Source organism: Nonomuraea aridisoli, assembly GCF_003236395.1.
Taxonomy (GTDB): Bacteria; Actinomycetota; Actinomycetes; order Streptosporangiales; family Streptosporangiaceae; genus Nonomuraea; species Nonomuraea aridisoli.
In genome coordinates this window covers 24,216-50,258 of record NZ_POUD01000029.1, presented here as the reverse complement: position 1 = coordinate 50,258, position 26,043 = coordinate 24,216, and the positions used below count along the sequence as shown (strand labels likewise).

At 71.4% G+C, this 26,043-nt stretch carries 25 protein-coding genes and 1 riboswitch; of the genes, 11 read left to right on the top strand and 14 right to left on the bottom strand.

Annotated elements, in window-relative coordinates; genetic code table 11:
- The first annotated feature begins 253 nt into the window (after positions 1 to 253).
- Positions 254 to 1,777, top strand: coding sequence for an MFS transporter (locus C1J01_RS10295; protein ID WP_111178533.1), 1,524 nt, complete (start codon positions 254 to 256; stop codon positions 1,775 to 1,777).
- 48 nt (positions 1,778 to 1,825) lie between these two features.
- Here the strand turns inward: C1J01_RS10295 and C1J01_RS10290 are convergent, their stop codons facing one another.
- The gene (locus tag C1J01_RS10290; RefSeq protein ID WP_111178531.1) at positions 1,826 to 2,221 is read right to left on the bottom strand and encodes a cold-shock protein; all 396 of its coding nucleotides are present in this window, start codon (positions 2,219 to 2,221) and stop codon (positions 1,826 to 1,828) included.
- A gap of 93 nt (positions 2,222 to 2,314) precedes the next feature.
- Positions 2,315 to 2,935, bottom strand: coding sequence for an HAD family hydrolase (locus C1J01_RS10285; RefSeq protein WP_220039832.1), 621 nt, complete (start codon positions 2,933 to 2,935; stop codon positions 2,315 to 2,317).
- Between the two features lie 228 nt (positions 2,936 to 3,163).
- On the opposite strand from C1J01_RS10285, the gene C1J01_RS10280 reads away from it, so the two are divergent.
- Positions 3,164 to 3,781: a TetR/AcrR family transcriptional regulator gene (locus tag C1J01_RS10280; RefSeq protein ID WP_111178529.1), complete on the top strand. Its 618-nt coding sequence runs from the start codon at positions 3,164 to 3,166 to the stop codon at positions 3,779 to 3,781.
- 19 nt (positions 3,782 to 3,800) lie between these two features.
- On the opposite strand, the gene C1J01_RS10275 is transcribed toward C1J01_RS10280, so the two are convergent.
- Positions 3,801 to 4,898 (bottom strand): hypothetical protein, encoded by a 1,098-nt coding sequence (locus tag C1J01_RS10275; protein ID WP_111178527.1) that lies wholly within the window; start codon positions 4,896 to 4,898, stop codon positions 3,801 to 3,803.
- A 45-nt stretch (positions 4,899 to 4,943) separates the two neighbouring features.
- Here C1J01_RS10275 and C1J01_RS10270 point away from each other — a divergent pair, with 45 nt between their 5' ends.
- Positions 4,944 to 7,277, top strand: coding sequence for a helicase C-terminal domain-containing protein (locus C1J01_RS10270; protein WP_111178525.1), 2,334 nt, complete (start codon positions 4,944 to 4,946; stop codon positions 7,275 to 7,277).
- Here the strand turns inward: C1J01_RS10270 and C1J01_RS10265 are convergent, their stop codons facing one another.
- From C1J01_RS10265 to C1J01_RS10255, 3 genes are all read right to left on the bottom strand, one after another.
- Entirely contained in the window at positions 7,278 to 8,576 is a 1,299-nt protein-coding gene (locus C1J01_RS10265; RefSeq protein ID WP_111178523.1) for a hypothetical protein, read from the bottom strand. It lies immediately after the preceding gene.
- A gap of 179 nt (positions 8,577 to 8,755) precedes the next feature.
- Positions 8,756 to 9,523 (bottom strand): ABC transporter permease, encoded by a 768-nt coding sequence (locus C1J01_RS10260; protein WP_111178521.1) that lies wholly within the window; start codon positions 9,521 to 9,523, stop codon positions 8,756 to 8,758.
- On the bottom strand, positions 9,520 to 10,257 hold the full coding sequence (locus tag C1J01_RS10255; RefSeq protein WP_111178519.1) for an ABC transporter ATP-binding protein: 738 nt from the start codon (positions 10,255 to 10,257) through the stop codon (positions 9,520 to 9,522). The genes C1J01_RS10260 and C1J01_RS10255 overlap by 4 nt, the downstream gene beginning before the upstream one ends.
- 112 nt (positions 10,258 to 10,369) lie before the next feature.
- On the opposite strand from C1J01_RS10255, the gene C1J01_RS10250 reads away from it, so the two are divergent.
- The 4 genes from C1J01_RS10250 (at position 10,370) to C1J01_RS10235 (ending at position 14,292) form a co-directional block, all read left to right on the top strand.
- Positions 10,370 to 11,473, top strand: a complete 1,104-nt coding sequence (locus C1J01_RS10250) for a sensor histidine kinase (RefSeq protein WP_220039831.1) — start codon at positions 10,370 to 10,372, stop codon at positions 11,471 to 11,473.
- Positions 11,470 to 12,114, top strand: a complete 645-nt coding sequence (locus tag C1J01_RS10245; protein ID WP_111178517.1) for a response regulator — start codon at positions 11,470 to 11,472, stop codon at positions 12,112 to 12,114. The genes C1J01_RS10250 and C1J01_RS10245 overlap by 4 nt, the downstream gene beginning before the upstream one ends.
- 69 nt (positions 12,115 to 12,183) lie before the next feature.
- Positions 12,184 to 12,531 (top strand): hypothetical protein, encoded by a 348-nt coding sequence (locus C1J01_RS10240; protein ID WP_146615534.1) that lies wholly within the window; start codon positions 12,184 to 12,186, stop codon positions 12,529 to 12,531.
- Positions 12,532 to 12,645: 114 nt separating this feature from the next.
- Positions 12,646 to 14,292, top strand: coding sequence for a DNA repair helicase XPB (locus C1J01_RS10235; RefSeq protein WP_111178513.1), 1,647 nt, complete (start codon positions 12,646 to 12,648; stop codon positions 14,290 to 14,292).
- 199 nt (positions 14,293 to 14,491) lie between these two features.
- Here C1J01_RS10235 and C1J01_RS10230 read toward each other — a convergent pair whose 3' ends face one another.
- Positions 14,492 to 14,815: a hypothetical protein gene (locus C1J01_RS10230; RefSeq protein WP_111178511.1), complete on the bottom strand. Its 324-nt coding sequence runs from the start codon at positions 14,813 to 14,815 to the stop codon at positions 14,492 to 14,494.
- Between the two features lie 119 nt (positions 14,816 to 14,934).
- Between C1J01_RS10230 and C1J01_RS10225 the strand changes: the two genes are divergently transcribed.
- Together C1J01_RS10225 and C1J01_RS10220 are read left to right on the top strand one after the other, a co-directional pair.
- On the top strand, positions 14,935 to 16,983 hold the full coding sequence (locus tag C1J01_RS10225; protein ID WP_111178509.1) for a HelD family protein: 2,049 nt from the start codon (positions 14,935 to 14,937) through the stop codon (positions 16,981 to 16,983).
- A gap of 64 nt (positions 16,984 to 17,047) precedes the next feature.
- Positions 17,048 to 17,578, top strand: coding sequence for a YbhB/YbcL family Raf kinase inhibitor-like protein (locus C1J01_RS10220; protein ID WP_111178507.1), 531 nt, complete (start codon positions 17,048 to 17,050; stop codon positions 17,576 to 17,578).
- Between the two features lie 55 nt (positions 17,579 to 17,633).
- Here C1J01_RS10220 and C1J01_RS10215 read toward each other — a convergent pair whose 3' ends face one another.
- From C1J01_RS10215 to C1J01_RS10190, 6 genes are all read right to left on the bottom strand, one after another.
- Positions 17,634 to 17,867 (bottom strand): hypothetical protein, encoded by a 234-nt coding sequence (locus C1J01_RS10215; RefSeq protein ID WP_111178505.1) that lies wholly within the window; start codon positions 17,865 to 17,867, stop codon positions 17,634 to 17,636.
- Positions 17,868 to 18,018: 151 nt separating this feature from the next.
- Complete coding sequence (gene groL / locus C1J01_RS10210) at positions 18,019 to 19,644, bottom strand: chaperonin GroEL (protein ID WP_111178503.1); 1,626 nt, start codon at positions 19,642 to 19,644, stop codon at positions 18,019 to 18,021.
- A gap of 322 nt (positions 19,645 to 19,966) precedes the next feature.
- Entirely contained in the window at positions 19,967 to 20,167 is a 201-nt protein-coding gene (locus C1J01_RS10205; protein WP_068927743.1) for a cold-shock protein, read from the bottom strand.
- A 258-nt stretch (positions 20,168 to 20,425) separates the two neighbouring features.
- On the bottom strand, positions 20,426 to 20,701 hold the full coding sequence (locus C1J01_RS10200; protein WP_111178501.1) for a MoaD/ThiS family protein: 276 nt from the start codon (positions 20,699 to 20,701) through the stop codon (positions 20,426 to 20,428).
- A gap of 24 nt (positions 20,702 to 20,725) precedes the next feature.
- Positions 20,726 to 21,958: a threonine synthase gene (gene thrC, locus C1J01_RS10195; protein ID WP_111178498.1), complete on the bottom strand. Its 1,233-nt coding sequence runs from the start codon at positions 21,956 to 21,958 to the stop codon at positions 20,726 to 20,728.
- Between the two features lie 13 nt (positions 21,959 to 21,971).
- Positions 21,972 to 22,113, bottom strand: a riboswitch (SAM riboswitch).
- Between the two features lie 79 nt (positions 22,114 to 22,192).
- On the bottom strand, positions 22,193 to 22,747 hold the full coding sequence (locus C1J01_RS10190; RefSeq protein WP_111178496.1) for an RNA polymerase sigma factor: 555 nt from the start codon (positions 22,745 to 22,747) through the stop codon (positions 22,193 to 22,195).
- Between the two features lie 116 nt (positions 22,748 to 22,863).
- Here C1J01_RS10190 and C1J01_RS10185 point away from each other — a divergent pair, with 116 nt between their 5' ends.
- Complete coding sequence (locus C1J01_RS10185) at positions 22,864 to 24,288, top strand: alpha,alpha-trehalose-phosphate synthase (UDP-forming) (RefSeq protein ID WP_111178493.1); 1,425 nt, start codon at positions 22,864 to 22,866, stop codon at positions 24,286 to 24,288.
- Positions 24,289 to 24,322: 34 nt separating this feature from the next.
- Entirely contained in the window at positions 24,323 to 25,483 is a 1,161-nt protein-coding gene (locus C1J01_RS10180) for an MFS transporter (RefSeq protein WP_111178490.1), read from the top strand.
- Here C1J01_RS10180 and C1J01_RS10175 read toward each other — a convergent pair.
- A complete protein-coding gene (locus C1J01_RS10175) occupies positions 25,461 to 26,036 on the bottom strand; it encodes a hypothetical protein (RefSeq protein WP_111178488.1) in 576 nt (191 codons plus the stop codon). The two genes, C1J01_RS10180 and C1J01_RS10175, sit on opposite strands and share 23 nt — an antisense overlap.
- Positions 26,037 to 26,043: the final 7 nt, after the last annotated feature.

Genomic DNA, 26,043 nt, shown 5'->3' with positions numbered 1-26,043 from the left:
CGCCAACCCCGGCAACCCTCGCCCGTCACCCGCGGGAACCCCCGCAAAGCACCTCCGAACCAGACCGAGACCAACAACCCCCGCCTACCCGGGAATCCCCGCACAAGCGCGTCCGCACCGGACCGGGACCAACGCCCCCCGGCGATCTCGGAGCTCCCTCGGAGGCGCGGCCGGATCGGGCCTGCGCCGGCGGTGGCCGGCAACCTCGGATGTTCTGCGGAGAGAGGTCGCGAATCGGGTAAGACTGGTAGGCGTGGAGGGTGGCTGGGAGCGGGCACGCGAGGTGTCGCGGCGGTTTGCGCACGGCGTCGCCGACGCCGGACGCGCCTGCGTGCGCGCGGGAAGGGCCACCGCGGGCGGCACCGCGCGGGCCGGCCGGGTCACCGCCACCGGCGCCAGGAAGGTCGGCCGCGCCGCGCGCAGGCTCACCTACGCGGGCGGCGCCGGCCGCACCGGGCTCGGCCGCCTGATCGAGCTGTCGGCCGGCAACAGCGCCTGCGACGCGCTGGTCACCGTCGCGCTGGCCAGCACGGTGTTCTTCGGCGTCCCGGTCGGCGAGGCACGCGGCTCCGTCGCCCTCTACCTGGTCATCACGATGTTGCCGTTCGCGTTGCTGGCGCCGTTCGTGGGGCCGATCCTCGACCGCTTCAGGTCGGGGCGCCGCTACGTGATGGCCGGCACGCTGTTCGGGCGCGGCCTGCTGTGCTTCGCGATGGCGGCGGCGGTGGGCCCCGGCGACCTGCCGACGTTGTTCATCGGGGCGCTGGGCGTGCTGGTGCTGTCGAAGGCGTACAACGTGTCGCGGGCGGCGATCATGCCGAGCGTGCTGCCCGCCGACATCACGCTGGTGTCGGCGAACGCGCGGGTGGCGCTGTTCACGCTGGTCTCGGCGGGTGTGCTGGTGCCGGTCGGCGCGGGGCTGACCGCGTGGCTGGGCAGCGCCGCCGTGCTGCGCGTCGCGATGGTGGCCTTCCTGCTGCTGGGCGTGGTCGCCGTACGCCTGCCGCGCCACGTCGACTCGCCCGACCTGGAGGAGGAGGGAGCGGCGCCGCGCTGGCGCACGCTGCTCAAGGTCGGCCCCGCGGTGGCCGAGGCCGTGTGGGCCAACGTGGCCGTCCGGGTCTTCTCCGGGTTCCTGCTGTTCTTCCTGCTCTTCCTGGTGCAGGACCGCGCGGTGCCGTGGCTGGCGGTCGAGGAGCCGTGGGCGCGCGACCCGTTCTTCGACATCCCCAAGACGATCGCGCTGCTCGCGGGGGCGGCCGGGCTGGGCGGCCTGCTCGGCGCCGTCGTCGCCAACTGGACGCGCAACCACGCGCCCCAGGTCATCGTGCTCATCACGCTGGCCGTCACGGCGGCGACCACCGTGGTCGCGGCGATCCTCTTCGGCGTGTGGACGGCCCTGGCGATCTCGCTGGTCGCGGCCTTCGCGCAGGAGCTCGGCAAGCTGGCGCTCGACGCGATCGTGCAGCGGGAGATCGGCGAGGAGGTGCGCTCGTCGACGTTCGGGGTGGTGGAGGCGGTGCTGCAGCTCGCCTGGGTGTCAGGGGGGCTGATCGGGCTGGTGCTGTCGCTGACGCGCAGCTCCACGGCGGGGCTGGTCACCCTGGCCGCCGCCCTGGTGGCCGCGCTCGGCTGGCTGCTGTTCTCCCGTCTCAGGCGGGTGCGCGCCACCGAGGAGGATCTCCGCCGCCGTCGCGCCGAGGCCGCCGCCCACTCCGACCAGCACCGCACCGACGCCCTCGACCCGACCAAACCGCTCACCAACCCCAACGGCTGAGCGTCTCACCGGCGCCGCGGCCGGACGAGCCGGCCGCGGGCGCGCGGGTCAGGCCTCCAGGTCGTCGGCCACGGCGCGGAGAACCTGGGCGATCTTCTTGGCGTGGGCCGCGTCGGGGTGTTTGCCGCGACGGTACGACTCCGAGACGCCGTCGAGCAGCTTGATGAGGTCTTCGACGATGACCACCATCTCGTCCGGCTTCTTCCGCCTGCCCTTGGGCTTGGCCTTGGCCAGGGTCGGGGGTTGCTCCAGGATCCTCACGGACAGGGCCTGCTGACCCCTGCGGCCCTCGGCCACGCCGAACTCCACCTTCTGGCCGGGCTTGAGCGGGCCCGCACCGGAGGGCAGCGCGGATGAATGCACGAAGACCTCACCGCCGTCGTCGCGGGTGAGAAAGCCGAAGCCCTTGTCGGCGTCGTACCACTTGACCTTGCCACTCGGCACAGGACGACCTCGTTCAAACAGTCGAAAAGAAGGACGGATGGATGTAGGTTATGCCCCGCGAAGCGCCAGTGCGACCAGGTAAATGCCGGGGAATTACCGGGCCTCGTGGAGCTCGCGCCAGGTGGTGAACCAGGCGGCGAATTCGGTCAGGTCGCCCAGCGCCACATCCGCACCGTGATCATGCAGCTCTCCCACCGTGTAAGGGCCGGTCGCAACTGTCACGCTCACGGCGCCGCCGGCGCGCGCCGCTTCGATGTCCGCGACATGGTCACCAACATAAGCCGCCGCGCCGAAGCGCGCGAGTGCCGATCCCTTGGCGGATCCGAAAAGGGAGCCGACCACTTCGTCCACATCCAGCCCGAGCGCCGTGACCGTGCCGACGGCGTCGCGGGTGTTCTTGCCGGTCACCACGACGACCCGGCCGCCGGCCTGGCGTACGGCGTCGATGGCCTCATGGGCGCCGGCCATGGTCGTATGCGCAGGCACCCCCATTTCCGGATAAATCTGCCTATAGAGGTCGGCGGCTGAGGGGACCTCCTCGGCGGGCAACCAGTTGGCGAGCTCCGCCTCCAACGGCGGCCCCAGCCTTCGCACGATGGCCGCGCTGTCAAAAGGCACGCCCAATCGCACGGCCAGCTCGTCGTAAACCGCCGCGATCCCGGAACGCGTGTCGGCCAATGTCATGTCAAGGTCGAATCCCACCGATGGCGTCACCCCAGCAGGATGCCAAACCGGCCTCTCGGCCGCATAACGAGCATTGTTCTGGAACCCGGGGAATGAGAAGAAAGGAATTGCTTATCGGAGAGGAGCCGCGACCGTGGCCGAACGCCCCCGGACCGGCCCGCCGCCGCACGGATTCACCCCTCGTCCCGGAACGGGCGATCCACCGCCAAAGGGCTGTTCAACACCGACTACTCTCCTTACGGAGGTATCAGCGTAGACATGAGCAGATCGACCCGTGAGCGGATCATCGACGAGGCCCTGCGGCTGTTCGCCGAGCGTGGCTACTCGGCGACGTCCGTGGCCGAGATCGAGGCCGCCTCAGGGCTGTCCCCCGGCGCCGGGGGTCTCTACCGGCACTTCAAGTCCAAGTACGAGGTGCTGGCCGCGGCGATCAACGAGCACGCCGCCCGCACCCGCACCCAGGTGGCCGGCAGCCTGGCCGAGCTGAACGCCATGGAGTCGTCGGTGGCCCTGGAGGAGCGCCTGTCGCATGTGTGCCGGGCGGGGCTGGCGAAGGTGCGCGAGGAGTCGGAGCTGACCCGGGTGTTCTTCCGCGACCTGAGCCAGTTCCCCGAGCTGGTCGCCGTCGTACGCCAGGGGCTGCTGCAGCCCATGTTCGACGCCATCATCACCTGGTTCCAGGACCAGCCCGAATACCGCGACGCCGAGATCGACTGGACGGGCATCGCGGCCGTGCTCGGCGGCTCCGTGGTGCACTACCGGCTCTTCCAGGAGACGGTGGGCGAGATGCCGGGGTACGCGGAGAAGGACCAGTTCGTCGCCGCCTGGGTACGCCTGGCCGTCGGCCTCCTCCCCAGCCCCGCCCCAGTGCGCTGACACCTCAGCTCGCGGTGTCTCAGCCGGTGTCGAGCAGCCGGTAGGCCAGCCAGACCACGCCCAGTCCCGTACCGACCATGAACATCGTGCCGCTGACGTCGAAGAACTGCGCCACGAACTCCCCCAGCCCGGCCTCCACCCCGACGCGCAGGCCGCCGACGACCACCCCGCCCACGGAGTAGCCCAGGATCGGCGCGACGACGCCGAGCAGCTTGTCGCGCAGTTTCCAGCTCTCGCTGAACAGCACCATCGCGGCGCCCGCCGCCCAGACCACCAGCGGCACCGGGAAGATCGCCAGCGGCCGCAGGCCGAACGGCACCAGCAGCGCCGCCACCACCAAAATCACCATCGCCGCCGCGTCACGCGGGTGCTCCTTGAGCAGCGTCCTCGCGTCACGCCCGCCGGTGGCCATCGGGTTGGCCCCGGCCATGGCGAACCGGCGCAGCCCCGCGAACGGCATCCCCCGGCCCCGGCTCAGCCGCTCCTGCGCGAGCCGCCGATGCTCCCGCACCCCGGGCGGTAATCCGGCGTCATCGGCGACGGCCGGAAACCGCAAGGTCACCTCCCCCGCCGACGAGTCCCCGAACGCCCCGGCCGAAGCCGCCGGGGAAGAAGGCGCGGAAAAACGGGACCCAACCGAAGCAGATGTGCTCCGAGCGGACCCCGAGATCGGCGCGTCCGAAGCGGCCCCGGAGATCGGAAGGGTGAAGGTGACCGGCGCGCCGTCGTCCAACCGTGCGGTCGTGCCGGCGGCACCCGCACCGGACGGGAACGTGCCGGCGGCACCCGAAGCGGCTGGAGACGCGCCACCGACTTCCGGACCCGACGGGGACGTGACGGCGGCGCCCGAGCCGGGCGGGGACGGGTGGCGTTTGGTGGGGATGCCGGCGTCGGCCAGCCGGCGCGCCTCGCGCTCGACCAAGGCCACCGGATCCCCGAACCTGGCGAGCACCTTGGCCACGTCGCGCGCGTTCCGGCTGCCGCGCCGCTCGGCCTCGATCCTGGCCCGCAGCCGCCGCGAGAAGTCGAGCCGCTGGTCAGCCCTGAGCACGCCGTGGGCGGCGTCGGCCGCCTTGGAGACGTAGTTCAGCACGAGCTGGTCCGCGCGCTCTATCACGTCTAGCAATGCTGCCCCAATCAGGTGGGACATACCATGGCAACGATGGAGTTCACGGAGTGGATCAGGGGGCGCACCGACGAACAGCTGCGGGCGCTCGTCTCCGCGCGTCCCGAGTTGATCACTCCGGTGCCCGCGCATCTGGAGGGCCTCGCGTCCCGCGCGGCCAGTCCTTCGGCGATCGGCAGGGTGCTCGACCGGCTCGACCGGTTCACGCTGGCGGTCGTGGAGACGCTGGCCGTCCGCGACGGCCCGGTGTCGAAGGACGAGCTGCGCGACCTCGTCGGCGCGGCGCTCGATCCCGCCGACGACCCGGAGCCCGCGCTGTCGTCCGCCCTCGAGAGGTTGACCGATCTGGCGCTGGTCTACGGCCCTGACGACGCGCTGGAGCTCGGCCCCGGCGTGCGCAAGGTGCTCGACGACCCGGCCGGGCTCGGCCCGAGGGCCGCCGACGCGTTCCGGCACCATCCGCCGGAGCAGCTGGAGGAGATGGCCGACGACATCGCGCCGGGCACCCCCGGCTCGGGCAGGGAACGGCTGGCGGCCGCGCTGGCCGAGCCCGCCGAGCTGGTCGAGTCCGTCTCGCCCGAGGCCAGGGCCGCCCTCGACCAGCTGGCGTGGGGCCCGCCGACCGGCCGGGTGCCCAACGCCCGCCGCGAGGTGCGCCTGGCCTCCGCCCGTTCCCCCATCGAGGAGTTGCTCGCCCGCGGCCTGCTGGCCGCGACCGGCGAGGAGAGCGTGACCCTGCCCCGCGAGGTCGGCCTCCACCTGCGCGGCGGCCGGGTCCACCGCGACCTGCCGGCGGCGGCGCCGCGGCTGCGGGGGACGTACCGCGACCGCGAGCTGGCCGACCGCACGGCCGCCGGGCAGGCGTTCTCGTTCGTCAGGTCCGTCGAGGAGCTGTGCGAGCGGTGGAGCGTCGAGCCGCCGGGGGTGCTGCGCACCGGCGGGCTGGGCGTCCGCGACCTCAAGCGCACGGCGGCCGAGCTCGACCTGCCCGAATGGGTGGCGGCGCTGGTCGTCGAGGTGGCCCACGCGGCCGGGCTGGTCGCGGCCGGCGGCGGCGTCGACGGTGAGTGGCTGCCGACCTCCGGCTACGACCTGTGGCGGGTCAGGAGCACGGCCGACCGCTGGGTCACGCTGGCGGCCACGTGGCTGCAGACGGATCGGGTGCCCGGCCTGGTCGGCGAGCGCGACGACCGCGACCGGCCGCTCAACGCCCTCCACACCGACCTGCGCCGCTCGTCCGCGCCGAGTGTTCGGGCGGCCACGCTCGGCGTGCTGGCCGCCGCGCCGGGGCTCGCGCCCGACCGCGACTCCGTGCTGGAACGGCTGGCATGGGAGCAGCCGCGCCGCCGGGGGCCGCTGCGCGAGCAGCTCACCGACTTCGCGCTGCGCGAGGCCGAACAGGTCGGCGTCACCGGGCTGGGCGCGCTGTCGGCGCACGGCCGGACCCTGATCGAGGGCGGCGACGCCGCCGAGGTGCTCGCGCCGCTGCTGCCCGAGCCGGTCGACCACGTGCTGCTGCAGGCCGACCTGACGGCCGTCGCGCCGGGGCCGCTGACCAGCGAGCTCAACCGCTGGATGACGCTCACCGCCGACGTCGAGTCCAAGGGCGGCGCCACGGTCTACCGGTTCAGCGAGGGCTCCATCCGGCGGGCGCTCGACGCCGGGCACGGCGGCGAGGAGCTGGTCGCGATGCTGGCCCGCCATTCGGCCACGCCGGTGCCGCAGGCGCTGTCGTACCTGGTGACCGACGTGGCCCGGCGCCACGGGCGCATCCGGGTGGGCACGGCGAGCGCGTACGTCAGGTGCGACGATCCCGCGCTGCTCGACCAGATCACCGCCGACCGCCGCTCGGCCGCGCTGCGGCTGCGCCGGCTGGCGCCGACCGTCATCGCCTCCCGCTCGCCCCGGGCGGCGCTGGTCGACTCACTGCGGGCCATGGGGTACGCCCCCGTCGCCGAGTCGCTCGACGGCGACGTGATCATCTCCCAGCTGGAGAGCCGCCGTACCGAGGGGGTGGCGCCGGCTCGGGCCGTGTCCTCGTCCAACGGCCTCGACCCCGAGGTCACTGCGGCGGCCGTGCGCGCGCTGCGCGCCGGTGACGCGGCCCATCTGGCGCGGCGCGAGCCGGTGGACGCGCCCGACGGCCAGGTGCCGCGCTCTCCGGCGACGGCGACGATCTCGGCGCTGCAGGAGGCGATCAAGCAGGGCGTACGCGTGTGGATCGGCTATCTCGACTCGCAGGGCAACGCGACCTCGCGCATCCTGGAGCCGGCCCGCATGGAGGGCGGCTACCTGACCGCGTACGACGAGACCCGCGCCGCCGTCCACCGCTTCGCGCTGCACCGCATCACGGGCGTCGCCGGCCTCTGATCAGGCGCGCAACAGCGCCAGTGACCGCGCGGCCACGACGGCCGCGGGCCCGTGGCCGGCCTCCAGGCGGCGCAGGCGGCGTACGGCGTCGCCGGGGTAACGCACGGCCAGCGCGCCGCCGAGGGCCGCGGCCGCCGTCACGCGCACGTCCTCGGGCCCGTCCGCCCAGCCCAGCGCGATCCCGAGGGCCTTCGGGGCGAGGGCGTCGTCGGCGCACATCGACGACAACGCCTCGGCCGCCGCCGCCCGCTCCGCCGCGCTCCCCCGCGCCCAGACCTCCAGGAACGTGTGCCGCACCTCCGCGAAGGAGTGCGCGGCGAGCAGCGCCACGGCCTCGGCGGCGGACGCCCGGACCTCCGGGCCCTCGCCCGGCAGGGTCAGCGCCCAGTCGCGCAACGGCTGCCACAACCAGAAGCCGTACCGGACGACCAGCTCGGCCAGCACCTGGGCGCGCTGGTGCGGCTCCCGGAAGGCGACCAGCCCGTCCCGTGACACGATCAGCGGGCAGGGCGGCGGCCGTTCGCCGCTCTCCCCGCACAGCCGCTCCAGCCGGGCGAGCTGCCGGTCGAAGGCCGGCGCGGGCAACCGGTGCGCGAACGCGGGCGCCGCCACCGCCAGCACCTCACGTGGCGACGGCTTGGTGTCGAACCAGGCCGCCACCTCCTCCCCCTCCGGCCCCTCGCCCCGCGCCACGCGGGCGGCCAGGCGGACGACCTGGGCGGGCGTCGCCAGCACGTGCGCGGTGTCCCGGGCGCGGGCGACGTCCTCGGCGCTCACCCCGTCCCGCCGGTCGAACGTGCGCAGGCACAGGTCGAACACCTCCCGCGGCTCGGGCGCCGCCCACCGGTGCTCGACCTCCACCGCCGCCGACGGCTCGCCGTCGCGCGTGATCACGAGGTACGACCCCAGCTCGGCCAGCTTGCGGGCCAGGTTGACCAGCGCCGTACGGTCGGTGCTCACCGTGATCCAGTCGTGCAGCAGGTACGCCCGCCCCGGCTTGTACTCGGTGCCGGTGAGCAGCTCGTGCGCGGTGGCGGCCGGCGACAGGACGGTGATCCGGCCCTCGGCCAGCGGCATGCGCGACAGCAGCGCGATCGCGCCCAGCCGCCGGCCGGTGCCCTCCTCGCCCACGAGGACCAGCAGGCGGCACGCGGCCAGCCGGCGCACGCCCTGGGAGAATCCGGCCGGCTCCACGTACGACCGCAGCAGCCCGTCGGCCTCGCGCCGGGTCAGGTCGCGCGTGACCGGCCCGGCCACGGTGAGTACGTCGATCTCGCCCTGTTCAGGCGTTTCCGTCACGAATTCACCTCGGGGATCAGCGGGAAGGGGGTCGTCTCCGGGACATGGCACAACAAGACGCCCGGGAAATCGGGCCGCCCAGCATGGCACGATCGACGGCGCCACGAAACACGAAGAGCATTATTGCCCTGTACGTGCTACGAACCCCCACCCATACGCACTAGTCACCCCCCGACCGATCAGTCCCAGCGGAAGAAGACGGCTGCGATGAGTCCGCCGAGGGCGATCGTGGCGGTGAGGCTGATCAGGTGAAGCGGCTCCATCGGGACGCCGGCCCAGGCCGACTGCAGGACCTCGACACTGGCGCCGAACGGCAGCCATTCCCCCGCCCGCGCCAGCACGTCCGGCAAGGAGTCGCGACCGCCGAACAGCCCGCCGAGGGCGCCGACGGCGAAGAAGGCGACGAGCCCGATCGCCACGGCCGAGTTCGGGGTCGGCGCCACCGCGGCGACGATCATGCCGAGCGCGTACATCGCCGTCATCGCGAGCAGCGCGGCCCCGATCGCCGCGGCCGGACGCAGCGGGGGGTTCGCGTCGAACACCAGCAGGGCCACGGCGAACGCCGCCCCGATGCCGATGACCGTCTGCAGCAGGCTCACGACCACCTGGGCGATCAGCACCATGGCCGGCGAGGCCGGCGTGACCGAGAGGCGGCGCAGGATCCCGGAGCGCCGGTAGTACGCCAGGAAGCTCGGCATGTTGATGATCCCGATGGTGGCCATGACGATGGTGATCACCAGGGGCAGCACGTAGACGTCCAGGGCGGTGCGGCCGTTGATCACGACCTCGCCGCCGGCGGCCGACGAGTTCATCATGAGGATCAGCAGCGGCAGCCCGATGGGCACGACGAGGCCGGCCGTGTCACGTACGACCATCTTGGTCTCGCACCGGATCAGGGTCAGCCACGAGCCGAGGCCAGGACGGCGGGCGATGATCGGGGAGCTCATGCGGATTCCTCCAGTTCCTTCCCCGAGAGGGCGACGAACGCCTCGTCGAGGTTCGCGGCTCCCGCGCGGGCGACCAGCCCGGCGGGTGTGTCGAGCGCGATGATCCGGCCGGCGTCGAGGAGGGCGACGCGGTCGCAGAGCCGCTCCACCTCCTCCATCGCGTGCGTCACGAGCAGGACGGTGACGTTCTCGTCGCGGAGCTGCTCGACCGTGGCCCACACCTTCCTGCGCGCCCGCGGGTCGAGCCCGGTCGTGAGCTCGTCCAGGATCGCGACCCTGGGACGCCCGGCGAGGGCCAGCGCGATGGACAGCCGCTGCTGCTGGCCGCCGGAGAGCTTCTCGAACCGGGTCGTGCGTTGCGAGGTCAGCCCCACGAGGTCCAGCAGCTCCCGGGCGGGTCGCGGATTCGGGTAGAAGCTGACGTACAGGTCGATGAGCTCGGCGACCGTCAGCGCATGGTGCAGATGCGCCTGCTGGAGCTGGACCCCCAGCACCTGGCGGACCTTGGCGCGCTCGCGCCGCGGATCGAGGCCGAGCACGCGGACGTGTCCGCTGTCGGGCCTGCGCAGCCCCGCGATGATCTCCACCGTCGTGGTCTTGCCCGCCCCGTTGGTGCCGAGGACGCCGAAGATCTCGCCCGTCGCGACGCGCAGGCTCACGTCGTCCACCGCGAGCGTGCCGCCGTAGCGCTTGCTGAGGTTCCGGACGTCTACCGCAGCGGGTTCACTTTCCATACGGGCGACGTTAGGCACGCCGGCGGGGCGCCCGCCTGTGCCGAAGGTCAGGTCCTCCACCCATGACTTTCGGCACCTGAGACGCCCGAATTGGCTGAGTTAGGGTGATTCCGTGCGTCGACTCGGGCCGGAAGAGTGGTCGGGCGTGGCCATGTTCGTCGTGTCGGCCGTGGTCGGCAGCCCGGTCGTGCTGGGCGTGATCGAGACGTTCATCCCCCGGGCCTGGTGGATCGCGGTGTTCGCGGTGTTCGTCGCCGCGGTGTTCGTCGCGGGCGGCTCGCGTAATCCGCGATGGGTCCGGCACACCGCGTTCGCGACGCTGGTCGTGGCCGCGTGGGTGGTGGTGACGTCCGCGACGCTGCCGGGCCTGCTGCCCGTGCTGCTGGTGGTCGCCGCCGCGATCAGCGTCTACGTCGTGCCCACGTGGGCCGGCCTCGTCGTGGTGGCGCTCAACACCGTGGTGCTCGTCCTGGTCGTGCTGCGGACGGGGTACGGCGCCGCCGACGCGCTCCTCACGACCGGCTTCTACGCGCTCATCCAGGTGGCGACGCTGCTGAGCTCTCTGGCGATCCAGCGGGAGAAGCGGATGCGCGGGAAGCTGACCGAGGCGCATGTCGAGCTGCAGGCGGCGAGCGTGCTGCTGTCGGAGTCGGCGCGGACCGCCGAGCGGCTGCGGATCTCCCGCGACCTGCACGACCTCATCGGACACCAGCTCACCGTCCTCACCTTGGAGCTGGAGACGGCGCGGCACCGTGACGGGGAACGGGCCAGGGAGCATGTCGAGCGCGCCGGCCGGGTCACCCGCGACCTCCTGGCCGACGTACGCGCCACCGTCGGCCGGATGCGCACCGAGTCCCCCGACCTCGAGGCGGCACTGCGTCAGATCGTGCGCGACCTGCCCGGGCTCGAGGTGTCGATCGAGGTCGCGCCGGGCGTACGGGTCGGCGAGGAGACGACCGCCGCGCTCGTGCGGGCCGTACAGGAGGTCGTCACCAACACGATCCGGCACGCCGACGCGCGCGAGCTGTGGATCGAGATCGCACCGGACGGCGACGCGGTACGCCTGACCGCCACCGACGACGGCCGCGGCGCCCCCGACCCGATCCTCGGCAACGGGCTGAGCGGGCTGGTCGAGCGGTTCGAGGCGCTCGACGGCGACGTGCGCATCGACGGCCGGCGAGGCTTCCAGGTCATCGCCCGGGCGCCGGCGTCGTGACCCGCGTCGTGTTGGTCGACGACCAGACCCTCGTCCGGCAGGGCATCCGCAGCCTGCTGGAGATCGCCGAGGTCGACGTCGTCGGCGAGGCCGACGACGGGCGGGCGGCACTCGACGTCATCGCGTCCGCCACGCCGGACGTGGTGTTGCTCGACCTGAGAATGCCCCGGTACGACGGCATCTGGACCTTGCAACGCCTCCGCGAGCTCGGCGTCGAGACGCCGGTCCTCGTCCTGACGACCTTCAACGACGACGCCCTCGTGCTGGACGCGCTCAGGGCGGGCGCGCGCGGCTACCTCCTCAAGGACGTGACCCTGGAGCAGCTGACCCGCGCGGTGCGCACCCTGGCCGACGGCGGCACGCTCATCGCCCCCTCGATCACCGACCGGCTGCTGCGCGCCATCCGCTCCGGGCCGTCACCGTCCGGCGCCGACGCGCCGCCGAGACAGGAGCTCACCGAACGGGAGCTGGAGGTGCTGCGGCTCGTGGCCGAGGGTTACAGCAACCGCGAGATCGCCGGCGCGCTGTTCCTGGCCGAGGGCACGGTGAAGAACCATGTCTCCACGATCCTGCTCAAACTCGACGCCCGCGACCGCACCAACGCCGTACTCCGCGCCCTGCACGAAGGCATCCTGCCCTGACCGGAACGCGCACACCGGCCAAGACGTGTGCCCATTCCGTGATAAGTGTTGACCTGTCTGGAGGTGAACATGAGTCAGGACCCGCCGGGATATCCGTACATCCCGTACGGCTCGCCCTACGGCGAGCAGCCTCCCCCGCAGTACGGCCCCGGCCCTCAGCCACCCCCACGCGGCGACGGGCCCATGGCCAACGCCATCGTCTCGCTCGTGCTCAACCTCATCGCGCTCGTCAGCTGCTGCAACTTCCTGGGAGCGCCCGGCGCCATCTGCGCCGGCCTCGCGCTGGGCAAGTCCCGCACAGAGCCGCGGACCGCCCGCACCCTCGTGATCTGGAGCTGGGTGCTGTTCGGCCTGGGCTTCGTGCTGAGCATCGGCACGTTCCTCTTCCTGGGCTTCAGCGGCTACCTCGAGGACTGACGCCGGACTAATCACGGCCTCGCCGTTGTTGGAGAGTCGGAGCGGGGGAGCCGGGATCAGGAGACGATGGTCCTGTTGCGCAAGGCCCCGCACTGACCCCACGGAGAAACGCAAGTGAGCGATGGACCGCTGATCGTCCAGTCGGACAAGACGCTGCTGCTCGAGGTCGACCACGAGCGAGCCGACGCGTGCCGCAAGGCGATCGCGCCGTTCGCCGAGCTCGAGCGTGCCCCCGAACACGTCCACACCTACCGCGTCACCCCGCTCGCCCTGTGGAACGCCCGCGCCGCGGGCCACGACGCCGAGCAGGTCATCGACGCGCTGATCGGCTTCAGCCGCTACCCGGTGCCGCACGCCCTGCTCGTCGACATCGCCGAGACCATGGCGCGCTACGGCCGGCTGCGCCTGGAGAAGGACCCGGTCAACGGCCTCGTGCTGACCTCGACCGACCGGGCCGTGCTCGAAGAGGTGCTGCGCTCGAAGAAGATCCAGCCGATGCTGGGCGAGCGCATCGGCGACGACTCGGTCATCGTCCACCCGAGCGACCGCGGCAACGTCAAGCAGGCCCTGCTCAAGCTGGGCTGGCCGGCCGAAGACCTGGCGGGTTACGTCGACGGCGAGCACCACCCGATCAAGCTGCTGGAGGAGGGCTGGTCGCTGCGCCCCTACCAGCGCGACGCGGCCGACGCGTTCTGGCACGGCGGCTCCGGCGTGGTCGTGCTGCCCTGCGGCGCCGGCAAGACGATCGTCGGCGCGGCCGCCATGGCCCACGCCCAGGCCACCACGCTCATCCTGGTCACCAACACCGTCTCGGCCCACCAGTGGAAGACCGAGCTGCTCAAGCGCACCTCCCTGACCGAGGACGAGATCGGCGAATACTCCGGCACGAAGAAGGAGATCCGCCCGGTCACCATCGCCACCTACCAGGTGATGACCACCCGGCGCAAAGGCGTCTACAGCCACCTGGAGCTGTTCGACGCGCGTGACTGGGGTTTGATCGTCTACGACGAAGTCCACCTGCTGCCCGCGCCGATCTTCCGGATGACCGCCGACCTCCAGGCCCGCCGCCGCGTCGGCCTGACCGCGACGCTGGTGCGCGAGGACGGCCGCGAGGGCGACGTGTTCTCCCTGATCGGGCCCAAGCGCTACGACGCGCCCTGGAAGGAGATGGAGAACCAGGGCTGGATCGCCCCGGCCGACTGCGTCGAGGTGCGAGTGACGCTGACCGACGACGAGCGGCTGGCGTACGCGATGGCCGAGTCGGAGGAGCGCTACCGGTTCTGCGCCACCACGCCGTCCAAGACCCACGTGACCGAGGCCCTCGTCCGCCGCCACCTCGGCGAGCAGGTCCTGGTGATCGGCCAGTACATCGACCAGCTCGACGAGCTCGGCGAGCACCTCAACGCGCCGGTCATCAAGGGCGACACCCGGATCAAGGAGCGCGAGCGCCTCTACCAGGCGTTCCGCGACAAGGAGATCCAGGTGCTGGTGGTGTCGAAGGTGGCCAACTTCTCCATCGACCTGCCGGAGGCGGCCATCGCCATCCAGGTGTCGGGCACGTTCGGCTCGCGTCAAGAGGAGGCCCAGCGGCTCGGCCGGGTGCTGCGGCCCAAGGCCGACGGCGGGGGCGCCCGGTTCTACACGATCGTCAGCCGCGACACGGTCGACCAGGAGTTCGCCGCGCACCGGCAGCGGTTCCTGGCCGAGCAGGGGTACGCGTACCAGATCATCGACGCCGACGACGTGCTCGGCGGGGTGTGACGCCGGGTGCCCGGCCGCTCGCGCCGAGCGGCCAGGCGTTCAGCGTGGGTCTCACGTCCAGGAGACTCCGCGGGTCGACAATCGAACCACCCCCCTCACCTGCGTACTATCACGGCGCCTGCGACATACCCCCATGATCCGACAAACCCACCTGATATGCCCGAATTTTTCGGTATTTCCCGGTTGTTCGGTTTGGGGGTCAGCGCACCAGCAGGCCGCCCAGGAACAGCACGCCCTCGGCCGCGATCCAGGCCAGCATCCCGGCGCCCATCACGCGGGTGAACGCCCGCTGGTCACGACGGGAGAAGGGCAGCAACCAGGCGCCGGCCGTGCAGACGGCGGCCGCCGCGGCGAACAACCCTGACACGCCCGTGACTGCGCCGAGCCGCTGCGCGCACGCCGCCTCCCCACCCGCGCAGAACGCCTGCAGCCCCCACCCCGCGAACACCGACAGCGCCCAGAGCGCCGCCAGCAGGAAGCTCGCGATCGTGGGGATGATCGGCGAATAACGGAGCCGGACCACGTCTTGTGCGTACCCCACCCCCGCTCGGTAAATGCTTTGGAAGCGTGCCGGAGTCATCGCTAAACTGGCGGATTCGCTGCCTTAGACCACCTCCGAAACCCACAGGGAGGCGCTTCCGCATGCCCGCATCCCAGCTGGCACCCGACATACCCGCTGACGTACTCGCCGCCGAGCAGGCCCACCTGGCCGCGTCGAGAGCCGCGCTGAAAGCCATGCGCGAGCACGCGCAGTCGCTCTCGGCCGACGCGGCCGGCGACTGGGTGTCGCAGCAGATCCTGCAGTCGCTGCTCGACCAGCGCGTGGCCGCCCTCGCCGACCACGCCGACACCCCGCTGTTCTTCGGCCGCCTCGACCGCGAGTCCCCCGAGCGCTCGGGACGAGAGAGCGACGAGGAGCACAGCGACCGTGAGCCGGTCGACCTGCCCACCACCATCTACGTCGGCCGCCGCCACGTCCACGACGGCCACAGCAAGCCGCTGGTCATCGACTGGCGGGCGCCGGTGTCCCGCGCGTTCTACCAGGCCAGCCCGTCCGACCCGATGGGCGTCGTACGCCGGCGCCGCTTCGGCTACCACGGCGGCGCGCTGACCGCGTTCGAGGACGAGCCCCTGAGCGAGGGCGTCGAGCTCGGCCCGTCGAAGATCCTCACCGACGAGATCGAACGCCCCCGCACCGGCCCCATGCGCGACATCGTCGCCACCATCCAGCCCGACCAGGACGAGATCGTCCGCGCCACGCTGGCCCAGACCGTCTGCGTGCAGGGCGCGCCCGGCACCGGAAAGACCGCCGTCGGCCTGCACCGCGCCGCCTACCTGCTGTTCACCCACCGCGAGCGGCTGGCCAGGGCGGGCGTCATGATCGTGGGCCCCAACCGGGCCTTCCTGTCCTACATCTCCTCGGTGCTGCCCGCTCTCGGCGAGGTCAAGGTCGACCAGACCACGGTGGCCGGGCTGCTCGGCGAGCACGCCGCGCCGGAGGACCCGCTGGTCGCGGCCGTGAAGGGCGACGCCAGGATGGCGGCGGTGCTCGACCGCGCGCTCTGGCTGCACATCGTCAAGCCGGAGGAGGGCCTGGTCTTCACCAAGGGCGCCTACCGCTATCGGGTGGCCGACTACGAGGTACGCGAGATCGTCGCCTCCCTGCGCGGCACGACCCGCTACAACCCCGGCCGGGCGGCGCTCGCGCAGCGGCTGGCGCACATGGTGCTGGTCCGGATGGAGCAGCGCGGCGAGTCGCCCGACGACCGGGTGCAGGACGCGGTGGCGCGTTCGAAGCCGGTCAAGCAGATCGTGGACGCGGTGTGGCCGAAGCTGACGCCGGAGCAGGTGCTGTACCGGCTGCTCTCGGACCGGGAGTTCCTCGCCAAAGCCGCAAAATCCGACTTGTCGCCCGACGAGCAGGAAATGCTGATCTGGCGGAAACCGTACCGGAGCTGGAAGTCGGCCAAGTGGTCGGCCGCCGACGCCGCGCTCCTCGACGAGCTGGGCGACCTCATGGAGCGCACGCCGTCGCTCGGCCACCTCGTCGTGGACGAGGCTCAGGACCTGTCCGAGATGCAGCTGCGCGCCCTCGGCCGGCGCTGCCGCAACGGCTCGGCCACCGTCCTCGGCGACCTGGCGCAGGGCACGACGCCCTGGTCGACCAGCTCGTGGCAGTCGGTGCTCGAACACCTCGGCCAGCGGGAGGGCGAGGTCACGGAGCTGACCCTCGGATTCCGCGTGCCGCGCGAGGTGCTCGACTACGCCGCCCGCCTGCTGCCCTCCATCGCCCCCGGGCTGGCGGCCCCGCGCTCGCTGCGCCCCGGCGCCGGCTCGCTCTCCGTACGCGCGGGCGACTCGGTGGCCGAGGCCGCCAAGGAGGCGCTGGCGAAGGAGGGCTCCATCGGCGTGATCGTCCCCGACGCGCGGGTGGCCGAGGTCTCGGCGGAGCTGGCCGGCCTCCCCCACGCGGTGCTCGACCCCGACTCCGCCGAGGAGCACCGCCTGCTGGTCATCCCGGCCACGCTGGCCAAGGGCCTGGAGTACGACCACGTCATCGTCGTCGAACCGGCCGACATCGTCGAGGCCGAGCCCCGGGGCCTGGCCCGGCTCTACGTCGTCCTGACCCGAGCCGTCACGTCGCTCACCGTTCTGCACGACAGGCCGCTGCCGGCCGAGCTGACCGCATGAGATCCGGCGGGCGCGGCCGATTCTAGGATGGCGGGGCAAGCAGCTCTCAACCTAGGAGGATGCCGTGCCCGCACCCCTTCCCCATGAACACCTGCCGTCGGTCCCCGCGCTCGTGGTCGAGAGCGACGACATCCGCGACGGTGAGACGCTCGCCGAGCTCCACGTCTTCAACGACTGGGGCATGTCGGGCCAGAACCAGTCGCCCCAACTGCGCTGGTCGGGAGCTCCCGAGGGCACTCGCGGCTACGCCGTCACCTGCTTCGACCCCGACGCCCCGACGGGCAGCGGCTTCTGGCACTGGGTGCTGTTCGACCTGCCGGCCTCGGTGACCGAGCTCCCCACGGGCGCGGGCACCGGCCCCGACTTCAAGGGCCTGCCGGAGGGCGCCGTCCACGCCCGCAACGACTACGGCGTGAAGGCGTACGGCGGCGCCGCCCCGCCCCCCGGCGACCCGCACCGCTACGTCTTCACGGTGCACGCCCTGGGCGTCGACAAGCTCGGCGTCGACAGCGACACCAGCCCGGCGGTGGTGGGCTTCAACATCACGGCCAACACCCTGGCGCGGGGCCACGTCATCGCCTACTACGGCGTCTGACGCGGGCGGCGCCCCGCCACGACCGGCGGGGCGCCGTCGCCCGGCTCGGCCCCCGCTAGTAGGCGCAGGCCACCATGCCGGGGGCGATGCGGTCGACCAGCGGAATGCCGAACGACGAGACCGGCACGCACACCGGCGCCCGGTACGGCGTCAGCAACGCCCAGCCGTGCCGGTAGTGGTGGTCGTCCCAGTAGTCGTCGTCGGCGTGGGCGGGAGCCGCCATCGCGGCGGTGGCGGCGGCGAAGGACAGGACGGCGATGCCGGCCAGGCGCTTGCTGCGGGAAAGCATCCTCTTGCTCCTTGCGTGTGAGGTCGGTGTGGCCACCACTTTCCCCCACGCTCCGCGCCCGCCCCCTCGCGAAACGTCATCGGAGACGTACAGAAACAAGAACGGCCCGGAAAAAACCGGGCCGCTCTGTCGTACGTCGAGGCGCAAAGACCTAGAAGTCCATGTCGCCGCCGCCCGGCATGGCCGGAGCAGCAGGGGTCTTCTCGGGCTTCTCGGCGATGACCGCCTCGGTGGTGAGGAAGAGCGCCGCGATGGAGGCGGCGTTCTGCAGCGCCGAGCGCGTCACCTTGGCCGGGTCGATGATGCCCGACTCGAACATGTTGACGTACTCGCCGGAGGCGGCGTTGAGGCCCTCACCAGGGGTGAGGTTGCGCACGCGCTCCACCACGACGCCGCCCTCGAGGCCGGCGTTGACGGCGATCTGCTTCAGCGGCTCCTCGAGCGCCTTCTTGACGATCGCGGCACCGGTGGCCTCGTCGCCGTTGAGCTCGAGCTTGTCGAACGCCTTGGCGCCGGCCTGCAGCAGCGCGACACCACCGCCGGGGACGATGCCCTCCTCGACGGCCGCCTTGGCGTTGCGGACGGCGTCCTCGATGCGGTGCTTGCGCTCCTTGAGCTCGACCTCGGTCGCGGCGCCGGCCTTGATGACGGCGACGCCACCGGCCAGCTTGGCCAGGCGCTCCTGGAGCTTCTCGCGGTCGTAGTCGGAGTCGGTGCGCTCGATCTCGGCGCGGATCTCGTTGACCCGGCCGGCGATCTGCTCGGCGTCACCGGCGCCGTCGACGATGGTGGTCTCGTCCTTGGTGACGACGACCTTGCGAGCGCGGCCCAGCAGGTCGAGGGTGGCGGTCTCGAGCTTGAGGCCGACCTCCTCGGCGATGACCTGGCCGCCGGTCAGGATCGCGATGTCGTTCAGCATCGCCTTGCGGCGGTCGCCGAAGCCCGGGGCCTTGACGGCGACCGAGCGGAACAGGCCGCGGATCTTGTTGACGACCAGGGTGGCCAGGGCCTCGCCCTCGACGTCCTCGGCGATGATCAGCAGCGGCTTGCCGGACTGCACGACCTTGTCGAGCAGCGGCAGCAGGTCCTTGTTGGCGGAGACCTTGCTGTTGACGATCAGGATGTACGGGTCTTCGAGCACGGCCTCCATGCGGTCGGAGTCGGTGACGAAGTACATCGACGTCATGCCCTTGTCGAAGCGCATGCCCTCGGTGAGCTCGAGCTCGAGGCCGAAGGTGTTGCTCTCCTCGACGGTGATGACGCCTTCCTTGCCGACCTTGTCCATCGCCTCGGCGATGAGCGCGCCGATCTCGGGGTCGGCGGCGGAGATGGAGGCGGTCGAAGCGATCTGCTCCTTGGTCTCCACGTCCTTGGCCAGCTTGGAGAGCTCCTCGCTGACGCGCTCGACGGCGGCCTCGATGCCCTTCTTCAGGGCCATCGGGTTGGCGCCGGCGGCTACGTTGCGCAGGCCCTCGCGCACCAGCGCCTGGGCGAGCACGGTGGCGGTCGTGGTGCCGTCGCCGGCGACGTCGTCAGTCTTCTTGGCGACTTCCTTGACCAGCTCGGCGCCGATCTTCTCCCACGGGTCCTCGAGCTCGATCTCCTTGGCGATGGAGACACCGTCGTTGGTGATCGTGGGAGCGCCCCACTTCTTCTCCAGCACGACGTTGCGGCCCTTGGGGCCGAGGGTCACCTTCACGGCGTCGGCGAGCTGGTTCATACCGCGCTCGAGACCGCGCCGGGCGTCCTCGTCAAACGCGATCATCTTGGCTGCCATAAGGCTAGACCTCCCAGATGCAGGGTGGCTTGTCAGGGACCGAGCCGACGCCCGCGACGGCATGGGTCAGCATCTCCGTTCGGCAGACCCCATCGTCTCGATCCGAGTTGGCACTCTGCTGCACAGAGTGCCAACGAACTGTTTAGCACTCTACCCTGCCGAGTGCAAGCGAACGCCTCCCCACCTGGGGTTTACGACCTGTTCATGGAGTCTGTACGGCGAGCCGCCACGCGGCCCGCCGTACGAGAGTCAAGGAAACTGAAGGGTGACGGCCCGCACGGACTGCGCCGCCGTGCGGACCCGTCCCGCGATGACCGGTTGATCAGACCGCGCGGACGGACTCCGCCTGCGGCCCCTTCTGGCCCTGCGTGATCTCGAACTCGACGCGCTGACCCTGCTCGAGAGACCGATACCCGTCCATCATGATCGCTGAGTAATGGACGAATACATCCTTACCACCGTCTACCGCGATGAAGCCGTAGCCCTTGTCCGCGTTGAACCACTTGACGGTGCCCTGCGCCACTTCCGACTCCTCTTACTTGTCTCACAGATCTCGCCCATTCCTCCGCGGGACCTGTAATCGCCCGACTTAACAGAAAATCAGCCGAGACGATCGTCCTCGACCATACCTGTGGCACGGGGTTTGGCAACAGAGTCAATCTACGCACTACCTATTTGCTCCGGTGAGGGTAGTACAAGGTTAAATGAAATCGGAAAAGCAGAAGGCGCCCGCTAGGGGCGCCTTCAGGAGTGCGGAGTCGGGCGGGGCCGGCCGGGCCGCTCAGCCGCCGGCGACGGCCGGGATGATGGAGATCTGCGTGCCCGCGGGTGCGGGGGTGTCAAGGCCCTCCGCGAAACGGACGTCCTCTTCCCCGACGTAAACGTTGACGAAACGACGAATCTTGCCCGATTCATCCAGAATTCTCGCGCCGATCCCCGGGTAGTCGGAGTCGAGCTTGGCGAGCACGTCACGAAGCGTCGCGCCCTCGCTGCTGACCTCCGCGTTCCCCCCGGTGTAGGTGCGCAGAATGGTGGGAATCCGCACAGAAACGCTCATGATTTAACTTGCCTTTCCTGGTTGTCAGACAGTCGCGCGGAACGCGTCGAGAGAGGGCTTGATGACGGCCGTGGGCTCGGCGTCGCCGCTGATCGCGTCGAGCGTCTTGAGGCCGTCGCCGGTGTTGAGCACCACGGTCAGGGCGTCGGGGTCGAGCTGCCCGGTCTCGGTGAGCTTCTTCAGCACACCGACGGTCACGCCGCCCGCGGTCTCGGCGAAGACGCCCTCGGTCGAGGCGAGCAGCTTGATCGCCCGCACGATCTCGGCGTCGGTGACGTCCTCGACCGCGCCGCCCGTGCGCCGGGCGATGTCGATCACGTACGGCCCGTCGGCCGGGTTGCCGATGGCCAGCGACTTGGCGATGGTGTCGGGCTTGACCGGCTGCACGACGTCATGGCCCGCCTTGTACGCCGTCGACACCGGCGAGCACCCGGCGGCCTGCGCACCGAAGATCTTGTACGGGGTGTCCTCCACCAGGCCCAGCGCGACGAGCTCCTTGAAGCCCTTGTCGATCTTCGTGAGCTGCGAGCCGGAGGCGATCGGCACGATGATCTGCTCAGGGAGCCGCCAGCCGAGCTGCTCGGCGATCTCGTACGCGAGCGTCTTGGAGCCCTCGGCGTAGTACGGCCGCAGGTTGACGTTGACGAAGCCCCACTTGTCACCCATGGGGTCGCCGATCAGCTCCGAACAGAACCGGTTGACCTCGTCGTACGTGCCCTCGATGCCGACGAGTTTCCCGCCGAAGACGCGGGCCATGGCGATCTTGGCCTTTTCCAGGTTGGCCGGGATGAACACGCACGCCTCGAGACCGGCCCGCGCGGCGGCGGCCGTGACCGCGCCCGCGAGATTGCCGGTGGACGAGCAGGAAAGGGTGTGGAAACCGAAGTTGCGCGCCGCTTCGACGGCCATCGCGACCACCCGGTCCTTGAAGGAGTGGGTGGGGTTTCCGGAATCGTCCTTCACATAAAGCGAGTTGATGCCGAGCGCTCGCCCGAGGTTTCCGGCCTTGACCAATCGTGTCCAGCCCGGGTTCATATTGGGCTTATTGGTCACGTCAGCCGGAACGGGAAGCAGCGCGCGGTAACGCCAGATGCTGGCGGGGCCGGATTCGATCTGCGCCCGCGTTACCTCGCCGAATTCGTAGGCCGCCTCGAGCGGCCCGAAACACTCTTCGCAGGCGAAGATGGGACCGAGCGGGTAACGAGCGCCGCACTCGCGGCAGGACAGAGCGACAGCAGGACCAAAGTCGAGCGACATGAAGCGAGGCCTTCCCTCATCTTCGCCCACGGCCACCTTGACCGCGAACCGGAATTGGCACCTTGTCCCGGTCGGCCTCGCCAGGTCGCGAGTCACAAGCCGGGAGGGTTGCCGGGGCTTCGCAGGGCCGGTCCCTCCACCCCTCTGGATGAGCAATATGAAGTTGTTGAAATGGACTCTACCCGCTTAAGTGGCCGATATTACCACCTGTCTCAATATGTGAGACGTACGGTCTCAGCGGTAGTCGTCGCCCAGCACGGCCTGCACGTATTTGCGGGCCTGGTGGATGCGGGACTTCGCGGTGCCGAGCGGGATGCCGAGCTGCTCGGCCACCTCGTTGTAGTCGAGCTGGACGATGTCGCGCAGCACCAGCGCCTGCGCCAGGTCGGGTTTGTCGGCCTCCAGCGCCTCCATCGCGTCGAGCAGGTCGAGCCGCGAGCCGGCGATCACGCTCACCCGCCGCGCGTCGGGCTTCTGCATGGGCAGCTCGTCGGAGGTCTGCTCGGCCGCCCTGCGCTTGAGCGACCGGTACGTCGTGCGCGCGCAGTTGGCCGTCACGATGTGCAGCCAGGTGCTGAACCTCGCCCGCCCCTCGAACCGCCCGATGTTGCGGGCCACCGCCAGCAACGTGTCCTGCGAGGCCTCCTCGGCGTCCTGGTGGTAGGGCAGGATCCGCGAGCAGTGCCGCATCACATCGGGCTCGATCCGCGCCAGGAGCTCGCCCAGCGCGCGGTGGTCCCCCGCGGCGGCGGAGCGGGCGAGTTCCTCGGTTAGCTCATCAAGCGCCATAGCTGGGATCCTAGATCGAAGGGAGCCCGGGTGACGTCCTCCTTCCGGAAGGGAGGGGATTCCGACCGTCGCGGCCCGGCCTCACGCTCCACTGCCGGTCTCCTCGGAGGTAATCGATGAACAGCGTCCTGGTGGCCTCCAACAGGGGTCCGGTCTCCTTCACCGTCTCCGACGGAGGCGAGCTGACCATGAAACGCGGTGGCGGGGGCCTGGTCTCCGGGTTGTCGGGGGTGGTCAAGGACGACGGCGTGCTGTGGGTCTGCGCCGCGCTGTCCGACGGCGACCGCAGCGCCGTACGCCAGGCTCCCGGGGGGCGCATCGACCACGCCGGCTACGACACCGGACCGGTGCGGATGCTGGACATCCCGCCGGCCACCTTCCACCGCGCCTACAACGCCGTGGCCAACTCCACCCTGTGGTTCGTCAACCACCTGCTCTACGACATCCCCAACGCGCCCAACTTCGGCACGAAGTTCGAGCGCGAGTGGGAGTCGTACCGCGACTACAACGGCGCGTTCGCGCTGGCGCTGGCCGAGGAGGCCGGTCACGGCGCCCGCGTGATGGTGCAGGACTACCACCTGACGCTGACTCCGGCGATGCTCCGAGCCGAGCGGCCCGACCTGCGCATCGCCCACTTCAGCCACACGCCCTGGGCGCCGCCCGAATACTTCTCGCTGCTGCCCGACGAGGTGGCCCGCGAGGTGCTCGAAGGCATCCTCGGGGCCGACCACGCCGGGTTCCTCACCGACCGGTGGGCGCAGTTGTTCATGGACTGCTGCGAGCGGCTGCTCGGCGCCGAGGCCGACCGCGTCGCCCGCACGGTCACCCACCAGGGCCGTACGACCCGCATCGGCGTGCACGCCCTGGGCGTCGACGGGGCGGCGCTGTGGCAGCGGGCCGGCGAGCCCGACGTCGAGTCGCACATGACGGCGCTCAGGGAGCAGGTCGGCGACCGCCGGCTGATCGTCCGCATCGACCGCACCGAGCTGTCGAAGAACATCGTGCGCGGGCTGGTGGCCTACGGCGAGTTCCTGGCGGCCCACCCCGAGTGGCACGGGCGGGTGGTCCACCTGGCCTTCGCCTACCCGAGCCGCCACGACCTGCCCGAATACCGCGAGTACACCGCGTCGGTGCAGCGCTGCGCCCAGGAGATCGAGGACGCCTACGCCACCGAGGACTGGGACCCGGTGATCCTCAACGTCGACGACGACTACCCGCGCTCGCTGGCCGCGTACCGGCTGGCCGACGTGCTGCTTGTCAACCCGATCCGCGACGGCATGAACCTGGTCGCCAAGGAGGGCCCGGTGCTCTCGCCGCACTGCGCGCTGGTGCTCTCGCGGGAGGCCGGCGCGGCGGCCGAGCTGGGCCCGCACGCGCTGCTGGTCAACCCGTACGACATCAGCGGCACGGCCGCGGCGCTGCACGAGGCGCTGGTCATGCCCGAGGAGGAGCGCCGCAGGCGGCGCGAGCAGCTGCACGCCGCGGCCACGGCGCTGCCCCCGGACAGGTGGCTGGCCGCCCAGCTCGACGCCCTAGCATGAAAGGGCCTCATCCCCCCGTCCAGGGAGCTGCCGGGTGACCTCGGTCTTACCCCGCGTCCGGCTGGTCAGAGACCGCCCGACCTGGCTCGTCTACTTCCAGCTCGGCACCTTCGCGAGCTACCTCTACGGCCTGAGCGCCGCGCTCCCGCTGCTGCGCGCCGACCAGGGCACCTCCGCCACCGTGGCCGGGCTGCACGGCACCGCCATGGCCCTCGGCACGATCGCGGCCGGCCTCGCCCTGCCCCTGCTCACCCGCAGATTCGGCCGCCACGTGACGAGCTGGATCGGCCTGGCCGGCATGAACGCCGGCGTGCTGCTGGTGCTGCCGTCCGACGCCCTCGCCTTGACGCTGCTCGGCTACGGCGTCTCCGGCGGCTTCAGCTCGATCCTGCTCTACACGGCCATGGCGGCGCTCAGCGACCACCACGGCCCCGCCGGTCCCGCGGCGATCAGCGAGGCCAACGCGGTCGGCGTCGTGGTGGGCATGGCGGTGACGTTCGGGCTCAGCGTGGTCGCGCAGTCCGCGCTCGGCTGGCGGGCCGCGATGCTGGTCACGCCGGTCGCCAGCGTCCTGCTCGCGCTGGCGATGGCCCGGGTCCGGCCCGAGGCGCGCCAGGCGGCGGACGTCGCCGGTGGCCCGGCCGCGCGGCCCGGCTGGCGCTTCCACGTGGCGGGGCTGGTGCTGTTCTGCTGTGTGGCGATGGAGTTCACGTTCAACCTGTGGGCGGCCGACCTGTTCGCCTCCCGTACGGGCCTGAGCGCCGCGGCGGCGGCCACCGGGCTGACCGCGTTCACGGCCGGGCTGGCGGCGGGGCGCTTCGCCGGGACGCAGCTGGCGCTGCGGCTGCCGCCGGCGCCGCTGTTCACCGGGGCGCTGGCGGTGACGTTCGCGGGCTGGCTGGCCTTCTGGCTCAGCACCCACCCCGCGCTGTCGTACGCCGGGCTGGCGCTCTGCGGGCTCGGCGCGTCTCTGCACTTCCCGCTGGCCATGACCGGCCTGATCACCGGCTCGGGCGGCCGGGCGGACCTGGCGGCGGCGGCCTCGCCGATCTGGGCGGGCGCGGCCATGGCGGCCGGCCCGCTGGCCCTCGGCGCACTGGCCGACGGGTTCGGCACCCGCACCGCGTTCCTGCTGGTGCCGGTCCTGATCGGGCTGGCCGTCGCCGGGGTGCTCATTTCCAGTCGGCGTGCTTGAGCGCGTCGGCCAGGCCCGGGGTGTTCCACTGGTCGACGACGAGGACGCGGGTCTGCGGCAGGTACCACTCGCGCTGCACGTACCGCGACTTCACGGCCCCGTCGGCGTAGGAGACGCAGGTGGCCTTCCACTCGCGGTAGGCCGCCCGGTGGCCGGGGCCGACCTGGCGCAGCCCCTTGGCCCGCGCCGCCCCGAGGATCTGGCCCCACTTGCCGTTGTGCGGGCACCTCTGCACGTCGGTGGCGGGATAGAAGGGCTTCGCGCCGGTGTACGGCCGGAAGAGCTCGTTGCCCACCTTGATGGCCTTCGGGCCGAGGATCCAGAAGCTGTCGCACTTCGGGGTGCCGTACTCGCCGCGGGGGTGGGCGCACGTGCCGGTGACCACCCTGGTCCAGTCGGGGTTGACGCGCTGGACCTCCCACTCGATGGGCAGGTGGAGCGTCAGCCCGCCCCGGAGCTTCAGCGGCTGGGTGGCAGCGGCGTGGGCGGCGGCGGGAACGGCGAGTACGGCGGCCGCGGCCGTGGCGGCGACGGCGAGGAAGCGCTTGGACATGCGCCGA

Excerpts from the sequence above, each read along its gene's own strand:
- C1J01_RS10255 (WP_111178519.1), bottom strand. The coding sequence starts at position 10,257 with ATGGAAAGTGAACCCGCTGCGGTAGACGTCCGGAACCTCAGCAAGCGC.
- C1J01_RS10185 (WP_111178493.1), top strand. The coding sequence starts at position 22,864 with ATGAACAGCGTCCTGGTGGCCTCCAACAGGGGTCCGGTCTCCTTCACC.
- C1J01_RS10200 (WP_111178501.1), bottom strand. The coding sequence starts at position 20,701 with ATGAGCGTTTCTGTGCGGATTCCCACCATTCTGCGCACCTACACCGGG.
- C1J01_RS10240 (WP_146615534.1), top strand. The coding sequence starts at position 12,184 with ATGAGTCAGGACCCGCCGGGATATCCGTACATCCCGTACGGCTCGCCC.
- thrC (WP_111178498.1), bottom strand. The coding sequence starts at position 21,958 with ATGTCGCTCGACTTTGGTCCTGCTGTCGCTCTGTCCTGCCGCGAGTGC.
- C1J01_RS10270 (WP_111178525.1), top strand. The coding sequence starts at position 4,944 with ATGGAGTTCACGGAGTGGATCAGGGGGCGCACCGACGAACAGCTGCGG.
- C1J01_RS10225 (WP_111178509.1), top strand. The coding sequence starts at position 14,935 with ATGCCCGCATCCCAGCTGGCACCCGACATACCCGCTGACGTACTCGCC.
- groL (WP_111178503.1), bottom strand. The coding sequence starts at position 19,644 with ATGGCAGCCAAGATGATCGCGTTTGACGAGGACGCCCGGCGCGGTCTC.
- C1J01_RS10280 (WP_111178529.1), top strand. The coding sequence starts at position 3,164 with ATGAGCAGATCGACCCGTGAGCGGATCATCGACGAGGCCCTGCGGCTG.
- C1J01_RS10215 (WP_111178505.1), bottom strand. The coding sequence starts at position 17,867 with ATGCTTTCCCGCAGCAAGCGCCTGGCCGGCATCGCCGTCCTGTCCTTC.
- C1J01_RS10260 (WP_111178521.1), bottom strand. The coding sequence starts at position 9,523 with ATGAGCTCCCCGATCATCGCCCGCCGTCCTGGCCTCGGCTCGTGGCTG.
- C1J01_RS10175 (WP_111178488.1), bottom strand. The coding sequence starts at position 26,036 with ATGTCCAAGCGCTTCCTCGCCGTCGCCGCCACGGCCGCGGCCGCCGTA.
- C1J01_RS10190 (WP_111178496.1), bottom strand. The coding sequence starts at position 22,747 with ATGGCGCTTGATGAGCTAACCGAGGAACTCGCCCGCTCCGCCGCCGCG.